This is a genomic window from Tenacibaculum retecalamus, assembly GCF_027941755.1.
GTDB lineage: Bacteria > Bacteroidota > Bacteroidia > Flavobacteriales > Flavobacteriaceae > Polaribacter > Polaribacter haliotis_B.
In genome coordinates, this window is sequence record NZ_CP115916.1 from 1,867,802 (window position 1) to 1,886,217 (window position 18,416).

Here is an 18,416-nt window from a genome sequence, read left to right on the forward strand (position 1 = left end):
TTTTAATTTATGTATTTATCTACTGCATTATCTAATTCACTACTTATAATTTTTGCATAAACCTGTGTTATTCCAATATCAGAATGATCCATTAATTTAGATACGTGTTCTATTCTCATACCATTGTTTAATGCTCTTGTAGCAAATGTATGTCTGCTAATATGAAAGGTTAAAGAAAATGGTAATTCCAAAGTTTCACCCATTTTAGTTAGATACATATTGCTTAACGCTATTGCTTGTCTTACTACTTTTGCTCTTTGTTCTCTGTCTGTAAAATAATCGTTATCAATATTTGCGAAAGGAAATATTATATCGTCTTGATTTACATTTTCAGTTTTATATTTTTCTAAAATATCTATTGCAACTTGCCCAATTCTAAGACTATGCTGTCTGTTTGTTTTGCGTATTGTCTTAGTTATTTTATGCGTTTTAGGATTGTAATTATTCCACTTTAACTCTATTATATCTCCAAACCTTAAACCACCTGAAAAGACAGAAAACAAAAACATATCTTTTATGATTTGCGCCTTTGCTTTATCTGAAACCTCTAATTTAATAAAAGCTTCTAACTGTTCGGCAGTTAAAAAACGTTTTGTACTTTTTGCTTTCTTGACTTTAAATTTACTAAAAGGAAAATGATTTAACGGTATTAAATCCTCTCTCTGCGCTTCTTTAAACATTAAGCCTAGAATCTTTAAAGAAAAATTTATCGTTGTATTATTGTTACCTAAAGTGGTGCTACAGTAACCAGCATAGTCTTTTAATGTCGTTACCGTAATATCATCAAACACTAACTCTTTATGGCCTATAAACTTTTCAAACTTTTTAAGGTAATTTTTATAGTTGTTATATGTTGATAGCGCTAAAGTGTCTTTTTGTTTTTCGCATCGATTGTATGCATACTCAAAGAAATTAACTAACGGTTTTCCCTTTATAGCTTCTTTTAGTTTTCTTGCTGATGTGGATTGATTTTTAGTTTCTAAATCTGCTATTTGTCCTTGTGCATCTGCAACCTTTTGAGAAATGTAACTATTTAGTCGTGTAGAGTTACTATGATTTTTTCTAACCTTTTGTTTATCCTCATCCCATTCGTTAGGCTCTAATTTTAAGCTTAAAGAAATGAATTTAGTTTTTCGGTCTTTTATCACTCTTAAATATAAAGGTGCTTTTCCAGACTTATCTACTTTTGATTTTTTTAAAATTAGTTTTATTGAAGCCATAACTTATTGGTTTAGAATAGGTGCAACAGAGTGCAATCTAATACTAAGGTACAACAATAGGTACAACAAACAATGCTTTTTATTGTATTTTATTACATTATTTTGCATCACCTAAAACAACAAAACCCTTTATTTATAAGGGTTTAAGTGAAATTAAAAGAAATTAGATATAATAGTTAGACAACACCGTGTATAATTAATTGCTTGGTTCTCGCCTACTTACGAAAATCCTCACGGATTTTCTATTCGGTTTTTATTTACTAAATTCCGTGCTTAATCACGCAACTAATCATACACAAACACGTTGCCCACAATAGCGGAAATCACTCAGACGGAAACAATTCTGAGTTAAAAAGCAAGAAATTAATTGTAGAATAACTCTAATTTAAGTTACGTTTTTCTGTCAACACTGGAAAAATAACAATCCCAACTTTAGAGCAATTTTATGGAATTATTACTCAAACGGAATTTTAAAAATTGACAAAAACAGAACTGAACGTAGAAAATCACTCTTGCGGAATTTAGCAATTTTGCGGAATTGAAAATCTTTGCGGAATTGTTTACTCAAACGCTGAATTTTGAAAATATTAGAAAGCAAAAAATGGAATTATTAACCGAAAAAAACTACTGTGGGCAACAATGTGCATAATTTATTGCTAAACAGTTTTTCCTGCGGAAAAACCTCGCAAGCGTAAAAGTCTGTGTTTTATTTATTATTTTTTCGCTAAATTTACGCAACAAACTATAAGCACAAAGCCGTTGCCCACAATAGCGGAAATCACTCAGACGGAAACAATTCTGAGTTAAAAAGCAAGAAATTAATTGTAGAATAACTCTAATTTAAGTTACGTTTTTCTGTCAACACTGGAAAAATAACAATCCCAACTTTAGAGCAATTTTATGGAATTATTACTCAAACGGAATTTTAAAAATTGACAAAAACAGAACTGAACGTAGAAAATCACTCTTGCGGAATTTAGCAATTTTGCGGAATTGAAAATCTTTGCGGAATTGTTTACTCAAACGCTGAATTTTGAAAATATTAGAAAGCAAAAAATGGAATTATTAACCGAAAAAAACTACTGTGGGCAACAATGTGCATAATTTATTGCTAAACAGTTTTTCCTGCGGAAAAACCTCGCAAGCGTAAAAGTCTGTGTTTTATTTATTATTTTTTCGCTAAATTTACGCAACAAACTATAAGCACAAAGCCGTTGGCAGTAATTAAAAAAAAACTCTCCGAAACAAAAAATTACTATTTTCTGTCATATTTTCTTAAAGCCTGTCACTAACTATAATAGAGACATTAAAAATCTATAATTTAAATTTTAAGAAAATGAAAAACACAAAAGAATTAATTCAAGTTCTAACAAAAATTCAAATAATAAGCAGCATAGTTTGGGCTATTTTGCTCATAGTTTGCTACCAAGTATTAGGTGAATCAAATAAGGAGATTAGCCTTATCTTAATCTGCGGTTTCTTTATTGAATTTTTACTTATAAATTCATCTAAAAACAATTTGAAAAAAGAAAAAAACTAGAAATATAATTAAATGAAAGTATTGATATTCTGAAACATCTAAATATAATGGGAAAAAATAAAGATGATGAATTTTTTGAAGAAATTCTTGAAAGGAATAAGTATAAAATATACAGGATTTGTAATATTTATGCTGTTTCTCCAATAGAACCACAAGACCTATTTCAAGAAGTTATTTTTGAAATTTGGAAATCTCTTAAAAACTTCAAAGGTAAATCATCTATTGATACGTGGATATATAAGATTACTGTTAATGTTTGCTTGCGTAAAAAAATGAAATTTGATAAAAGCAATAGGAAAACAGACCGATTTGAATCTATTCATTTTATACCCATAGAAAAAGAAATTGACACTTCTAAACAAGAAAAATTTCAATATTTAAAAGAATGTATTTCAGCATTAAATGAAACGGACACTTCTCTTATTGTCCTTTATTTAGATGATTTATCCTATAAAGAAATTGCAAAAATCACAGGATTATCAGAAAATCATATCGCTGTTAAAATGAAGCGAATCAGAAAAAAATTATTTGAATGTATCACTCCAAAAATCAATTAAAATGCTAGAACAAGAATTAAAAGATATTTGGAATAATTCTTCTCAACCTGAACAAATATCAATTGAAACAAAACAACTGACTGAAGAATTGAATACTAAAATAAATAGTATCCAGAAAAAGATCAGAAATAGAGATGTTAGAGAGATTTCTGCGTCAATATTTGGAATACTTCTTTTTGCCTATTTATTATTCGAAATCCCATTTCCTATTACAAAAGTAGCTTGTGGGTTGGCAATAGCTTGGTTTGGATTTGTTATTTTAAAATTTAGAAAATCAAAAATACAGAATAATAAAACTGATTTTTCATTATCATTATCGGAACAACTTAATCATCAGAAATATATGATGGTACAGCAAGCAAAACTATTAGATTCTGCTTTATATTGGTATGCTATCCCACCTTTTATTATGAATTTTATATTCATTCTAGGGTTAGAAAACCCAACTGATTATAATTGGAATAATAGTATAGCAGAAAGCTTATTACCACTTACTTCTAATTTAAAAACAATAACAATAATAGGTTTAGCATTGTTTTATGCATTTACTTTTTGGGTAAATAAAAGAGCCTTAAACAGGGATGTAAACCCTATGATAAAGAGCATTGAAAAAATGCAAGAACAAATAAAATAAAAACAATGAAACATATCCTATTTATACTAATGTCTTTTTTAGTAACCAATAACACTTTTGCTCAAGAGGAAAGTGAAGTTTCAAAAACTGTTGCAAGCAAGTTTCAACAAAAGTACAATACCAATGATTATGAAGGTATTTATACAATGTTTGCCAACGAAATGAAAAACTTTATGCCACACGATAAAACGCTTGCTTTTTTAAGCGGTTTAAAATCGGAAGCTGGTTATATCAAAACAAAATCCTTTGTAAAATATGAACAACCAAAAGTTGCTTTATACAAAACAAACTTTGAACGTGTTGTAGTCGCTCTTTATATTTCTGTGGATGAAAATTCTAACATTAACGGATTAATGGTAAAACCATTTAAGGAAGAAAAATTACCAGAACTTACCCGTAATTTTTCTTCATTAAAACTCCCTTTTAATGAAGAGTGGATCGTACTTTGGGGAGGTGACACAAAAGAACTGAACTATCATGTAATTGACAAAGCACAAAAAAATGCTTTTGATTTTGTGATTACGAATTCACAAGGCAAGAGCTATGAAAATGATGGAAAAACCAATGAAAATTTTTATGCCTTCGGAAAACAACTTATTGCACCAACAGACGGAGAAATTTTGTTAGTTGTTGATGGCATTAAAGATAACAAACCAGGAATACCAAATCCATTATATGTTCCGGGAAATACAGTTATTATAAAAACCAAAAACAATGAATATTTTTTCTTCGCACATTTTAAACAACATTCCATTGTTGTAAAGCAAGGCCAAATGGTAAAACAAGGAGATTTATTAGGTCTATGTGGAAATTCTGGAAATTCTACAGAACCACACATACATTTTCACATTCAAAATGTTGAAGATATTAATAAGGCTACTGGAACTAAATCCTACTTTGAGAACATTTTAGTTGACGGAGAGGTGAAAAAAGATTATTCCCCAGTTAAAATGGAAAAAGTAAAAAATAAATAAAAACTACTGCCAACACCGTGTATAATTCATTGCTAGTTCTAGCCTACTTGGAAATTCCTTCGGAATTTCCTCTGGTTCGTTTTTGTTTACTAATTTAGTTGCTGAAACACGCAACGAAATCATACACAAACACGTTGTAGTGCATTTGAGAAAACCGAAAAACTGATTTAATAATTGTGATTGTAATTGAGATTTTAGGGGAAATTATTGGTCGAATATTCGTTGAATTTATATTTCACGGAATCATACTCGGAATTTATAGATTATTCAAAAAAGGTATTGAATTTATTCGTGTTAAAATTTTCGGACTTAAAGCAAAACCAATTAAACCGAAAAAAGCACTTGAGAAAAAATTACTCTATAAAAATATTGAGCTGACTGAAAATCTGAATTCGGAACTGAAAGTTGGACAAAAAGGAGTGATTTTAGAAGTAATAGATAAGAACAAAGTTTTCGCGGAATTTTATGACCGTAATGGAAAACAAATTGAATTAAATAATGAGTTGGTTTTTGAAATCGGAATTAAGCAATTCAAACTGAAAAAATAAAAACGCACTACAACACCGTATAAAAATAATTGCGGTGTTTGTGCTTAAACAAAGGTAGTTGCGTGTTTGCTACATCTGATTTTCCTGCGGAAAATCCTCGCACGCAAACCCGCAACTATTCTTATACATAAACGTTAGCCACAAGCACGAAAAAACAGGGCTGCATTCAATAACTTAACGCAACAAATCTAAAATTATAGATTTGTAAAATGACAGTAAAAAAACACAGAAGACTTAGCCTTAAAGAAAGAGTGATTATTCAGACACTTTTAAACGAAAAAAAGACCAAAGCTTATATTGCTAAAACTCTTAGTAGAACACCTTCTACAATTTCTAGAGAAATCAACAAATGGGTACAAAATAAAGAAGATAATTACGATGCAGAATTAGCACATTGGAACGCTAAAGATGATTACGCTAACAAAAGAAATCGTGATAAAATAAGCACATATTCTCTATTAAGATTTTTTGTCTATAAAGGACTTTTATCTAATTGGACTCCTGAACAAATTTCTGGTAGACTTAAAGAATTGCATCCCAATGATCCTATTATGTCCATTTCTCACGAAGCAATATATAGATACATTTACACTAGACCACAGGCCAGTTTAAACAAAAAACTAATCAAGCTGCTTGTTCGCAAAAAAACAAGACGAATACCTTCTAAAAAAAGACGTGGAAAAGGAAGTGTAATAGTTAATCAAGTCAGTATTGACAATAGACCAAAGCATATTGAACTTAGACATGAAGTTGGACATTGGGAAGGCGATTTAGTAATTGGAAAAGACAATAAAAGTGCTATAGGAACCATCGTAGAACGGAAAACAAGGTTCACTTTAATATTAAAATTAAACTCCAAAAAGCAGATGAAGTTGCTGATGTATTTTCTAAAATGTTAAATCAATTAAACGCTAAATTTAAAAAATCTATGACTTACGACAACGGAATTGAAATGGCTAGACACCAAAAAATTACTGAAAAAACAGGTATGAAAATTTACTTTGCTCACCCATATTCTTCTTGGGAAAGAGGCACTAACGAAAATACGAATGGACTCATTAGAAGATACCTTCCTAAAGGAACAAACTTTAATGAAATAAGCGAAAATCAGCTGCAAATTATTCAGCAAAAACTAAACAATAGACCTCGAAAAATTATTGGTTATAAAACACCCCAAGAAATGATCAATATTGAGCTAAAAAACGTAGCTTAGTAACATCAAAAATTAATAACGATCTGTTGCGTTACAACGTTGAATCCAAGAAACAAATAATAATATTTACACTAACTTTATCTATTGTTTGTTCTTGTAATCAAGATTCTAAACAAAACGATAATGAATCTTATAGCGAATTCAAATACAAACCTTCTGAGCCTTATCACGAATTTAAAATAGACGAATATTGGATTAATAAGTTTGATCAGAGAGGTTTACAAAATGCTTTTACATCTGATGATAAATTATATGTCAATACAATTAATATTTCTAAGGGTGATAATTTCCTTTATTGCTTAAGCCTTAAAAATGGAAAGGTTGTATGGAAACATAAGGTCGATACCTATGCTTCTCAACCTATTTCTATTAATAAAAATAGAATCTATTTTAGTACTTATGTAGGTGATATTTATGCTTTCACAAAAGATGGTCAACTAGTGTGGACGAATAAACTAAATTCTTCATATGCCGGACATGTAATTAATCAAATTAATAATAACTTAATAGTTAGCTCAATCTCAAATGGTATATATGAATTTGACGCGTCATCAGGAGAATTAGTCAAACATTATGAAAAAGGAAAAGGAAACACAATACCTGTTTTTTCAGGAGATAGAATGATTTATTCAACACACGAGTACAATAGTAATCCTAATATATTAAAATGTTTAGATTATAAAACAGGCAAAATAGAGTGGGAAGTATCGACTGATATGCAACTTGAAAAAGTACTATCCACTAAAAATGAAATTATCGCGCATGATATGTTTTCTGTTATATACTGTTTTGATTTGGAAACTGGAAAGGCCAAATGGTCTCAGAATTTTGATAATAGAGATATTGTAGATTTTAACATAGTTAGTGATGACATAATTTGGTATCGGGCTTATAATGAACAAGGATTTATAGAAATAGATTCTGGTAAAAAAGTAGAATTCAATTTTGAAGAGTTAAAGCAAAATTATCATGTAACAATTCGAAATGAAAGCTATCGAGTAGAAGTAAAACATTTACTGAATACAAATGGAGAAAATGAAATAAACATTAAAAAAACTACTGGCAACAACATATATAGCAAATAGGGTTTCAGTGGTTCATCAAAATCCTGAGTTATATGTGAGTACGCCAAATATAAAATTTGGCTTTAGTAAATAAAAAATTTAAAAACAAAATGTTTAAATTTGGCTTAGTGCAAGCTTGAGAGTTTTTCGCTTTTAACTACCCTACTTGCCATATATTAAACGTTGCAAGTAATGGCGGAAATCACTCGGACGGAAACAATTATGAATTAAAAAATAAGAAATTTATTGTAGAATAATACTAATTTAAGTTACATTTTTCTGTCAACACTGGAAAAATAACAATCCCAAATTTAGAGTAATTTTACGGAATTCTTACTCAAACGGAATTTTAAAAAATTGACAAAAACAGAACTGAACGCAGGAAATCACTCTTGCGGAATTTAGCAACTTTGCGGAGTTGAAAATCTTTGCGGAATTATTTACTCAAACGCTGAATTTCGAAAATATTAGAAAGCAAAAAATGGAATTATTAACCGAAAAACCACAACTTGCAACAATGTGCATAATTTATTGCGGTTACAGTTTTTCCTGCGGAAAAACCTCGCAAGCGTAAAAGTCTGTGTTTTATCTATTATTTTTTCGCTAAATTTACGCAACAAACTATAAGCACAAAGCCGTTACCCACAAGCTGAAAACCAGCCGCACAAAAGTAAAGAGTGCTATCGCACACATTACTTTTCTCCTACCTCTGACTAATAATGCTAATTATAGTCTGTTGTTTAAGCTGAATACTAAAGTTAGCTTTGCATACTTTGATTAGCAATGAAAACAAAAAAAGACATACTTATAAATTTTGGAGAAAAAGTTCGAGAAATCCGAAAGGAAAAAGGACTTTCTCAAGAGGAATTGGCTCATAAGGCTGATTTACATAGAACTTACATAGGTATGATTGAAAGAGCGGAAAAAAATATAACTCTTTTAAATATTGAAAAAATTGCTAATGCACTTGAAGTAAATATTAAAGAGTTGATATGACAGCAGAACAAATAGAAGTACTACGTGTAGGTTTACAAGAAAGCTTTGATTTATTAGTAGCTAAGATTAATAAAATCCAAATTGGTACAAAAGAACAATTCCCTTTTGGCTGGAGAAATGCAGCTAAAGGAAGAACCGTTTGGAGGATTTTAGAAGAGATAATAACCCAAAATTTAGAACAAGACCATAATGATTTTAAGTTACAAAGTGTAACTCCTTCTGACTCTGAAGTCTCTGTCTTTGATTTTGAATGTAAAATAACTGGTAATAATACTCCTATATATATAAATATTAAATCAGCTGTATTAGGAGGAAGAAAAAATAAAGATGATATTTCAAAAGGTATAGGTTTAAAAGAATTCTATGCTGAAGACATCAATAAAACATTTTTTGTTGGTACTTTTTTCATAAAATTTAATGATGATATGTCAATAGAAATTGACCACGCAACTGTATTTCCCATTGCTTGGATTAAAGATATTTATGTAAACCCAAGTAATAATGGGAATCTTCAATCTGCATATTATAAAGATATAAATGATGCTGTAAAAAGGTCAAATACAGAATTTCACAAATTATTTATTGATGCATTAGATTTTGCACAAATGAAAAAAGATGCAAAAGCAGGAGATATAATTCGAGAACCAGCAGGTAAATACTTAAAAAAAAGTAAAGGAAGGTGGAAAGAAGTTCAAGAAAATGGAGACGAATTAGACCCTACACTCTTTTAGATAAATTAAGAGCAAAATCGTCTATCTTTTCAATAATACTTTCATTCAATTTTAGATTATTATAAACTATTGCATTTATTTTATTTATTGCAATATTAATCTTCATTTCAGAATTTAAAACTTTTTTGGAAATTTTAGTTAATTTGTCTTTCTCCTTATCATTGAAAGGAATAATTGGTAATTGTGAAATATAACCAGAAGTAACCATATTAGACCTTATAAGAACACCTCTTACCAAATAAGTAATTAAATGACTATTCAGGTACGCTAACACCCAAAAGAGGTCTTCTTTGGGTGTGAAGATATTTGGATTAACTCCAAATGTTGAGTTTTCAGGTAAATAACAAGCACTAAATGGTAATCCCATTGATGAACAAGTGATGCCTTCATTAAAAACAAATTTCTTATTTCTAACCATAAAATCCTTAACAATTAAGGATTCATCCATAAAATGGTCTATTAAATAAGCATCTTCTGTTGTTACGAATTTTTTAGAACCAGGATTTTTATAAAATGGAATTTCAAAGCCTTGCTTTTTTTCTTTTGATAAATATTTTTTGTCATTCCCTGTTGAGATTCCTGTTATACAATTGAAGACTTCTCCTATTCTTGGATTTTGAAATAATGACAAGATATCTTTATCAATATCAATAATAAATTGATTTGCTGTTTTCTTTTTACTTAAAACTATCTCCTCTACTTCTACTTCTAAAAAATCTTTAGTTTCAAGAATTCTCTCTAAATCTTTTGCGTTTTTTGGTCTATTTGAAACTTTAACTTTATCTTGAAATTGTTTCCCTTTTTGTAAAACCATTATACAAGTTCTAACATCAGCTTTTTGAGACCAAAACAAATCATTTGGACATAATATCAATTGATGAATTGAACAACTATCAAGTAGTTGCTGTCTTAATCCAGAGTGCATAGTAGCAGTCAAAAAAGAATCTGATACAATCACACCAATTAACGCTCCTTCTTTAGCACAGTCAACAATTGCGGATAAAAACATTGAGTACATATTATGAACACCAACATTACCGAATAATTTCTTTAACTCGCTTTTATTATCTTTGATATAATCTAACTCGTGACAATTATAAGGTGGATTTGCAATGTAATAGTCATAATCTAAATTAATGCCGTTAGAAAAAAATAAGGACTCCTTTTGCTCTTTATAAAAAGCTATAAAATCTTGTTTTAAAAAATTAGAATACTGAATATTTCCGTGCTCAATGACATCAAAACTATCAATTTCTTTTCCGTGAATAAAAAAAGACTTAAGCAACTCTTCATCTCCAACTGCTGGGTCTAAAACTTTTTTCCCATTTGGATTTAATTCGAGCAATTCGTTACTAATATAATCAGACACAAAATCTGGGGTAGAATAATAACCAGAATCTCTTTTATCGATTCCATTATCATTAACTAATACTTTCTCAAATCTACCCATTTTATATTTTGCTAATTATAGTATGCAAATCTAATCACAATTTTTGAATTAAACAAATGTATGAAAAAAAATACCTGCCGATTTTCAAGCACATTTGCTTTTTTCGTACCTCAAAAATCAAAAGAGCTTTCAAGCCAACGCTGAAAACCAATCTGAACGGAATAAAGCCAGTGGGTAACAACGTATATAAAAAATAGCGGCTTTAGTGCTTAATCAAAGTGAATTTCATATTTTTAAAGTCAGTAATAAACGGAAAAGTTAGTACTTAAAAATCCGCTACTTTTCATATACAAGACCGTTGGCAAAAACTTTAGAAATCACTCAGACGGAAACAATTCTGAGTTAAAAACAAGTAATTAATTGTAGAGTAATTCGAATTTAAGTTACGTTTTTCTGTCAACACTGGAAAAATAACAATCCCAACTTTAGAGCAACTTTGCGGAATTCTTACTCAAACAGAATTTTAAAAACTGACAAAAACAGAACTGAATGCAAAAAATCACTCTTGCGGAATTTAGCAACTTTGCGGAATTGAAAATCTTTGCGGAATTGTTTACTCAAACTCTGAATTTTGAAAATATTGAAAAACTAAAATGGAATTATTAATCGTAAAAACGCATTTGCCAACAATGTGCATAATTTATTGCTAAATAGTTTTTCCTGCGGAAAAACCTCGCAAGCGTAAAAGTCTGTGTTTTATTTATTATTTTTTCGCTAAATTTACGCAACAAACTATAAGCACAAAGCCGTTGTGTTTCATACCGAACCAGCCGCACAAACAGCACATTTGGTTTTTGCCGACACGAAAGCCAACGCTAAAAAACCAAAAGAGCTGTTTTTTTGCCAAAAGCTCATATAATATTAACTTGCACTAATTTCGTCAAGACAATTGAAAAATAGACAACATTTTAACCATTAAACAAATGAAAAAGTATTTTTTATTATTTATTTTGACACTTACTTTTGCTTTTTCACAAGCACAAAAAAAAGTGTCTATTGGTATTCTCACAGATAAATCTTCTGAGCAAACAAAGCCGCTTTTAGAGCAATTAAAAAGCGAAATTACAGCGGTTGTAGGTCAAGAAACTACTATTATATTTAAAGAGGTACTCGAAAATAATTTCAATAAAGAAACTGCGAAATCAAATTATCAAGCACACATTAATAATAATACTGACATCATTTTATCTTTTGGTGTTATCAATAATATAATGTTGTACCAAGAAAAGGAATATCCAAAACCTACTATTGTTTTTGGTTCTGTAAATAGTGATTTTATCAATTTACCAAAGAACCAAAAAACATCCAATATTAATAATATTACCTATCTCATTGCCCCTTTTTCATATACGTCAGATTTAGATGTTTTTAAATCGCTTTATAACTACAAAAAGGTTGGAATTATCGTCGATGATTTTTTACCAAAAGCACTACCACTAAAAAGCATATTTGACACTTATTTTTCAAAAAATGAATCAGACTACAAACTTATTCCAATTTCAAAAGGAGCAGACATCAGCAATTCACTAAATGATGTTGATGCTGTGTATCTTACTACAGGATTGCATTTGGGTGAATCTGAATTAAAAACCTTGATAACTACAATAAATCAGAAAAAACTATCCTCATTTTCCGCCTTTGGAAAACGTGATGTTGAAAACGGAATACTAGCAACCAATCAGCCAGACACAAACATTGATCAATTTTTTAGACGTATTGCCTTAAATGTTGAAGCTATTGTTTCTGGCACAAACGCTTCTCAATTACCTTTATTTATAGATTATAAAAACAAATTAACCATTAATCATAATACAGCTGTTCAAATAGATTATCCCTTACGATATAGTTTGTTGGCTGTTGCCGATTTCATTGGTGGAACTAATGAAGTGAAATCAGAGTATTCATTATCTATTATCGATATTATGAATGATGTGGTTGGGAAAAACTTATCTCTTAAAGCTGAAAAGAAGAATATTGATTTAAGCTCTCAAGACGTAAAAATTGCAAAAAGTAGTTACTTACCAGATGCAAAAGCAAGTGTTGACGGTATATATATTGACCCAAAAGTTGCCGAAATTTCTGGAGGACAAAACCCAGAATTTTCAACTTCAGGAAACGTGGTACTAAATCAGCTTATTTATTCAGAAAGTGCATCTGCAAACATAGATATTCAAAACGAACTAAATAAAGCACAGAAGGAGACTTATAATTCAGCAGAATTAGATGCGCTGTTAAATGCTTCTGTATCATACTTTAATGCACTCATTTTAAAGACAAACGCGAGCATACAAAATCAAAATCTACAAGTCACTAAAAGGAATTTAGAGTTGGCAGAACAAAATTTTGAAGCAGGAGCGTCAGGTAAATCTGATGTGCTTCGTTTTCGTAGCCAATTGGCACAGAATACGCAAAGCTTGATTGAAGCAGGTAATCAATTAAGACAGTCCTTTAATGTTATTAATCAATTAATGAATACGAGCATTTCAAAGAAAATTGATATTGAAGATGCCGAACTTTCAGAAGGCGTATTTAAAAATTACAAGTACGAAGATTTATTAAGCCTTTTTGATAATCCAAAATTACAGCCAATATTAATAGATTTTTTAGTTGAGGAAGCGAAAAGTAATGCACCAGAATTAAAAAATTTAGCCTTTAATCTTAATGCAATTAAGCGTAATTATAAATTGAATGATACAGGGCGTTTCATCCCTACTGTAGCTCTACAAGGTCAATATAATTTAGCAATTTCAGAATCTGGAAAAGGTTCTACATTACCAGTTGGTTCGCCTACTATTCCTGACGGAACTTATAATGTGGGATTAAATATTTCATTGCCAATTTTTCAGCAAAATCAAAGAAATATAAATAGGCAAACAGCAAAAATTCAAGAAGACCAATTATCAATTCAAAAAGAGAATACAGAATTAAATATTGAAAAGAATATAAATGATATAATTCTTGATATTGTAAACCAAATTGCAAACATTGAAATTTCTAAAGTTGCAGAAGAAACCGCAAAAGAGAGTTTAGAGTTAACTCAAAATGCTTATAAAAATGGTGCAGTTCCAGTGATACAACTTATTGATGCACAAACAAATTATTTACAATCCCAATTAGCAAGTACAACTGCAAATTATAATTATTTAATTGCATCTATGCAATTAGAACGTGCTATTGGGTACTTTTTCTTAATGCATTCTGAAATAGAAAATCAAGATTTTATACAAAGAGCCAATCAATTTATACTAAACAAAAACTAATCACAATGAAACTTACAATAAACAATATATGTATGCTAATTGTACTTATTATTTTAAGTGCTTGTAAAGATAAAGTAGAAGAAAAAGAAGTTGTTTTACGTCCAGTGAAATACGAAGTCGTAGGTACTTCAAATGGACAAAGCGTGAGAACTTTTAGTGGTACAGTAAAAGCAGGTGACGAAATTGAATTGAGTTTTAGAGCCAACGGAATTATTACAGAACTGAACGCTAAAGTAGGACAACAGGTTAAAAAAGGTGATTTAATTGCCAAGTTAGATAATGTACAAGCAAACCTTGCATACGAGCAAGCAAAATCTGCTGTAAGAGCTGCTCAATCTGCTATGAATACTTCAAAATCAAATTTAGATAGAGTAAAATCTTTATATGAAAAAGGAAGCAATTCATTAAGCGATTATGAAAATGCTAAAAACTCATATCAATCTGCTTTAGACCAATTTGAATCTGCAAAAAGAAATAGAAGTATTCAAAGTTCACAAATTGGTTATGGAATTATTAAAGCCCCAAAAAACGGTGTCATTGCTTCAAAAAGTGCCAGTTTAAATGAAAATGCCAGTGCAGGAAAAACTATTGCAATTTTAAACGCAGGAAAAGGTATCAACGTAATGGTTGGTTTACCAGAGAATGTAATTAATAAAGTAAAGTTGAATATGGAAACGACACTTAATTTTTCAGCAATTGAAGGAAAAACTTTTAAAGGAACTATTATTGAGGTTGCACCAATACTAGATGTTAATTCTGCAACCTATCCTGTTAAAATAGACATTATAAAACCTACAGATGCGATAAAACCAGGAATGGCAGCCAACATCACTTTTAATTTTGATGATGCAACAAAAACTACAGACAACACATTGGTAGTTCCTGTAAAAGCAGTTGGTGAAGATGGCAATGGAAAATTTGTGTTTCTTATAATTTCTGATGATGGCAAGATTGGTCAAGTAAAAAAACAAGTTATTGAAATAGGAGCATTGACTTCATTAGGGTTTAAAATTTTAGGTGGACTAAAATCTGGTGATAAAATAGCAACAGCTGGTTTGCAAAGTTTATTAGATGGTCAAAAAGTAAAATTACAATAACAGTATAAATTATAACTATTATGAATTTTGCTAAATTTTCAATAGAAAAAAATAGAGTTGTTTTAAGTATTCTTGGTGTTGTTCTTATAATGGGAATGCTGTTTTATGCATCACTTTCACGAGATAGTATGCCACCTTACACCATTCGTGTTGCTACGGTTGTTTCCTCTTTTCCTGGTGCAGGACCAGAACGTATAGAGGAATTGGTAACAGATAAGATTGAAAAACTCGCACAAGAACTACCAGAATTAAAAAAAGTAACCAGTACGTCTCGTACAGGGCTTTCGGTTGTGAACGTTGAATTAAAAATGGATGTTAAGCCCGAAGAGCTACAACCAGTTTGGGATAGATTACGACGTAAATTAAGTTCACTTCAAGGACTGCCAAGCAATGTACATCCACAATTAAAAGATGATGGTATTGGTGAAGTTTTTGGAATTGTTGCTGGAATAACAAGTGATGGATTTTCGTATAAAGAAGTAAAAGAATATGCAGATGATTTACGTGACGAGCTTATTAGGTTAGATGATGCAGCTAAGGTTGAAATAAATGGTGCACAAGAAGAACGTGTATTTGTAAAATTTGACAATTCAAAATTGAAAACCTACGGATTTACTTCCAACACTTTAAAAAACTTAATTCAAAGCACTAATATTTTAAATTCAGGAGGAGAAATAAATATAGAAGAAGAACGTATTATTTTAGAACCTACAGGGAATTTTAATTCTCTCGATGACATAAAAGGAATGCTTATTCCTGTTGGTCAAAATGGAGAAGTCGTCGCTTTAGAAGATATGACTATTATTGAGAAAGGCTATATTTATCCGCCAAAACAAATTGTAAGAATTAGCGGAAAAGAAGCTATTTCTTTACACGTTTCTTTAAAAAAAGGGAGAAATGTAATTAAATTAGGAGAAGAAATGGATGCAGTTTTAACTGCATTTAATGAAAAACTTCCTGTTGGACTTTCTGTATCAAGATTAGCCTCAATTGACCAATACATCAGTACCAAGATAAGTGGTTTTATGAGTAACCTTTTACAAGCAATAGCTATTGTATTGGCTGTAATGCTTATCTTTTTAGGATTTAGAACTGGTCTTGTAATTGCAAGTTTAATTCCAATTGTAACCATTACGACACTTATGGTAATGGGACTTATCGACATTGGTTTAAATCAAATTTCATTAGCAGCGTTAATTATGGCATTGGGAATGATGGTTGATAATGCTATTGTGGTTGCTGAAACCATAATGGTAAAAATGGAAAACGGTATTCCAGTAAAAAAAGCAGCCATTGAAGCAAGTTCAGAATTATTTATGCCCTTATTGATTTCAACCTTAACAACTTCGGCTGCGTTTTTGGCTTTCTTTATGGCAGAATCTGTAATGGGAGATATTATGGATTCAATTTTCGTTGTGATTACAATTGCTTTATTATCATCGTGGTTAATTTCTTTGAGTGTCATCACTTTATTCTGTGTATTTTTCTTAAAAGTTGAGAAAAAGGAAGATAAGAAATTAGGGTTTTTAGATAGAGCGATATTTGCAATGAAAGAAAAATACAAAGACCTTATTCTTTGGGCATTGTCGTGGAAAAAAACAGTATTGTTTGGCATTGTAGCCTTATTCTTTTTATCCATTTTCGGATTCAAATATTTAGATGTTTTATTCTTTCCTGATAGTGATAGAAATATGGTTACCATTGATGTCAACTTACCACAAGGAACTAAAATTGAAAGTACTACTGCAACCGTTTTGGCTATTGAGAAATTTATACACGACAGCTTAAAAATAAATGAAACTAGAACCGATGGAATTGTAGATTGGTCAGCATATATTGGTAAAGGACCTTCAACTTACGATTTAGGTTACAATGCAGATGAAGCAAATTCAAATTATGCACATATTTTGGTAAACACTACCAACTTTTTAGTGAATAATGAAATGATTAATAAGTTAGATGCGTTTTGTTTTAACACGTTTCCAAATGCAGATATTAAAGTCGGATTGTTAGGTGCTGGAGGTGGCGGAACACCTATTGAGGTAAAAGTGTCTGGAGATAATCCTGATAAATTAGCCATTATTTCAGAATCTATAAAAGCAAAGTTATTCGGTATTTCTGGAACAAAAAACATTAAAGATGATTGGGGATCAAAAGGAAAAAAGTTTGTTATTGATATTAATAAAAATAATGCACAAGCAGCAGGAATTACTAATCAAGACATAGCAACATCATTACAAACAGTTTTAGATGGTTTTCAGGCAGGTGAGTTTCGTGAAGGCGATAAATCAATTCCTATTGTAATGTTGAGTAATGCAAGCAAAGAACAATCATTAGCATCGTTAGAGTCACTAAATATTTATGGACAAAATTCTGGTAAAAGTGTGCCTTTATTACAAGTTGCTAAAATTATTCCACAGTGGCAATATGCTAAAATAAAGCGTTTAAATTTAACCAGAACTATCAATATTCAAAGTCAGTTAACAGAAAACGGAAACGCTAATGATATAAGCTTGATTTTAACGCCTTGGTTAGAAGAACAAAAAGAAAATTGGGGAGATGGTTATACCTATTCATTAGGTGGTGATGCTGAAAGTAGTGCAGAAAATATGGGAGCAGTTGCAAAGTATTTACCGCTTTCAGGCTTTATAATTGTTATGTTACTAATCATTCAGTTTAATTCCTTTAGAAAAATGACAATGATTGTTTTAACCATTCCATTAGGCGTAATTGGTATGGTATTTGGCTTACTGATTTTTGGAGTGCCATTTGGTTTTATGGCCTTTTTAGGCGTTATTTCTCTAGCAGGAATTGTCATTAACAATGCCATTGTATTGGTAGATAGAATTGAAGTAGAAGAAAATGAGTTAAAGCGAACACCACAAGATGCTATTATTTCTGCTTGTTTACAACGATTTAGACCTATTATATTGGCGACATTTACAACAGTTTTAGGGTTAATTCCTTTATATCTTGGAGGCGGAGCAATGTGGGAACCAATGGCTGTAACAATTATGATAGGTTTACTATTTGGAACTGTTATTACTTTATTATTTATTCCATCCTTTTATAGTGTTTTATATAAAATCAACTATAAGGATTATCAATTCAACAATGACCTTTTAAAATAGT

The 18,416-nt window shown here is 30.4% G+C and carries 12 protein-coding genes and 1 pseudogene; 11 read left to right on the top strand and 2 right to left on the bottom strand.

Annotated features, from left to right (window positions below; all coding sequences use genetic code 11):
* Nucleotides 1-2: 2 nt before the first annotated feature.
* Entirely contained in the window at nt 3-1,220 is a 1,218-nt protein-coding gene (locus PG912_RS08815; protein ID WP_275687248.1) for a site-specific integrase, read from the bottom strand.
* A gap of 1,587 nt (nt 1,221-2,807) precedes the next feature.
* Between PG912_RS08815 and PG912_RS08820 the strand changes: the two genes are divergently transcribed.
* From PG912_RS08820 to PG912_RS08855, 8 genes and pseudogenes are all read left to right on the top strand, one after another.
* Entirely contained in the window at nt 2,808-3,317 is a 510-nt protein-coding gene (locus PG912_RS08820; protein ID WP_275687249.1) for an RNA polymerase sigma factor, read from the top strand.
* A gap of 1 nt (nt 3,318) precedes the next feature.
* On the top strand, nt 3,319-3,951 hold the full coding sequence (locus PG912_RS08825) for a hypothetical protein (RefSeq protein WP_275687250.1): 633 nt from the start codon (nt 3,319-3,321) through the stop codon (nt 3,949-3,951).
* A 5-nt stretch (nt 3,952-3,956) separates the two neighbouring features.
* Nucleotides 3,957-4,925 carry a peptidoglycan DD-metalloendopeptidase family protein gene (locus PG912_RS08830; protein WP_275687251.1) on the top strand — a complete coding sequence of 323 codons (969 nt, stop codon included), beginning with the start codon at nt 3,957-3,959 and terminating at the stop codon, nt 4,923-4,925.
* 176 nt (nt 4,926-5,101) lie between these two features.
* Nucleotides 5,102-5,473: a hypothetical protein gene (locus PG912_RS08835; protein WP_275687252.1), complete on the top strand. Its 372-nt coding sequence runs from the start codon at nt 5,102-5,104 to the stop codon at nt 5,471-5,473.
* A gap of 209 nt (nt 5,474-5,682) precedes the next feature.
* Nucleotides 5,683-6,686 (top strand): annotated as a pseudogene (locus tag PG912_RS08840) (IS30 family transposase).
* Between the two features lie 26 nt (nt 6,687-6,712).
* A complete protein-coding gene (locus tag PG912_RS08845; RefSeq protein ID WP_275687253.1) occupies nt 6,713-7,771 on the top strand; it encodes a PQQ-binding-like beta-propeller repeat protein in 1,059 nt (352 codons plus the stop codon).
* 762 nt (nt 7,772-8,533) lie between these two features.
* A complete protein-coding gene (locus tag PG912_RS08850) occupies nt 8,534-8,746 on the top strand; it encodes a helix-turn-helix domain-containing protein (protein WP_275687254.1) in 213 nt (70 codons plus the stop codon).
* Nucleotides 8,743-9,477 carry a hypothetical protein gene (locus tag PG912_RS08855; RefSeq protein WP_275687255.1) on the top strand — a complete coding sequence of 245 codons (735 nt, stop codon included), beginning with the start codon at nt 8,743-8,745 and terminating at the stop codon, nt 9,475-9,477. The genes PG912_RS08850 and PG912_RS08855 overlap by 4 nt, the downstream gene beginning before the upstream one ends.
* Here PG912_RS08855 and PG912_RS08860 read toward each other — a convergent pair.
* Entirely contained in the window at nt 9,464-10,927 is a 1,464-nt protein-coding gene (locus tag PG912_RS08860) for an HsdM family class I SAM-dependent methyltransferase (protein ID WP_275687256.1), read from the bottom strand. The two genes, PG912_RS08855 and PG912_RS08860, sit on opposite strands and share 14 nt — an antisense overlap.
* A gap of 923 nt (nt 10,928-11,850) precedes the next feature.
* Between PG912_RS08860 and PG912_RS08865 the strand changes: the two genes are divergently transcribed.
* From PG912_RS08865 to PG912_RS08875, 3 genes are read left to right on the top strand one after another with little or no spacing between them, the layout of a single operon-like run.
* Complete coding sequence (locus PG912_RS08865; protein WP_275687257.1) at nt 11,851-14,187, top strand: TolC family protein; 2,337 nt, start codon at nt 11,851-11,853, stop codon at nt 14,185-14,187.
* Between the two features lie 5 nt (nt 14,188-14,192).
* On the top strand, nt 14,193-15,284 hold the full coding sequence (locus PG912_RS08870; RefSeq protein ID WP_275687258.1) for an efflux RND transporter periplasmic adaptor subunit: 1,092 nt from the start codon (nt 14,193-14,195) through the stop codon (nt 15,282-15,284).
* Nucleotides 15,285-15,304: 20 nt separating this feature from the next.
* Nucleotides 15,305-18,415 (top strand): efflux RND transporter permease subunit, encoded by a 3,111-nt coding sequence (locus PG912_RS08875; protein WP_275687259.1) that lies wholly within the window; start codon nt 15,305-15,307, stop codon nt 18,413-18,415.
* Nucleotide 18,416: the final 1 nt, after the last annotated feature.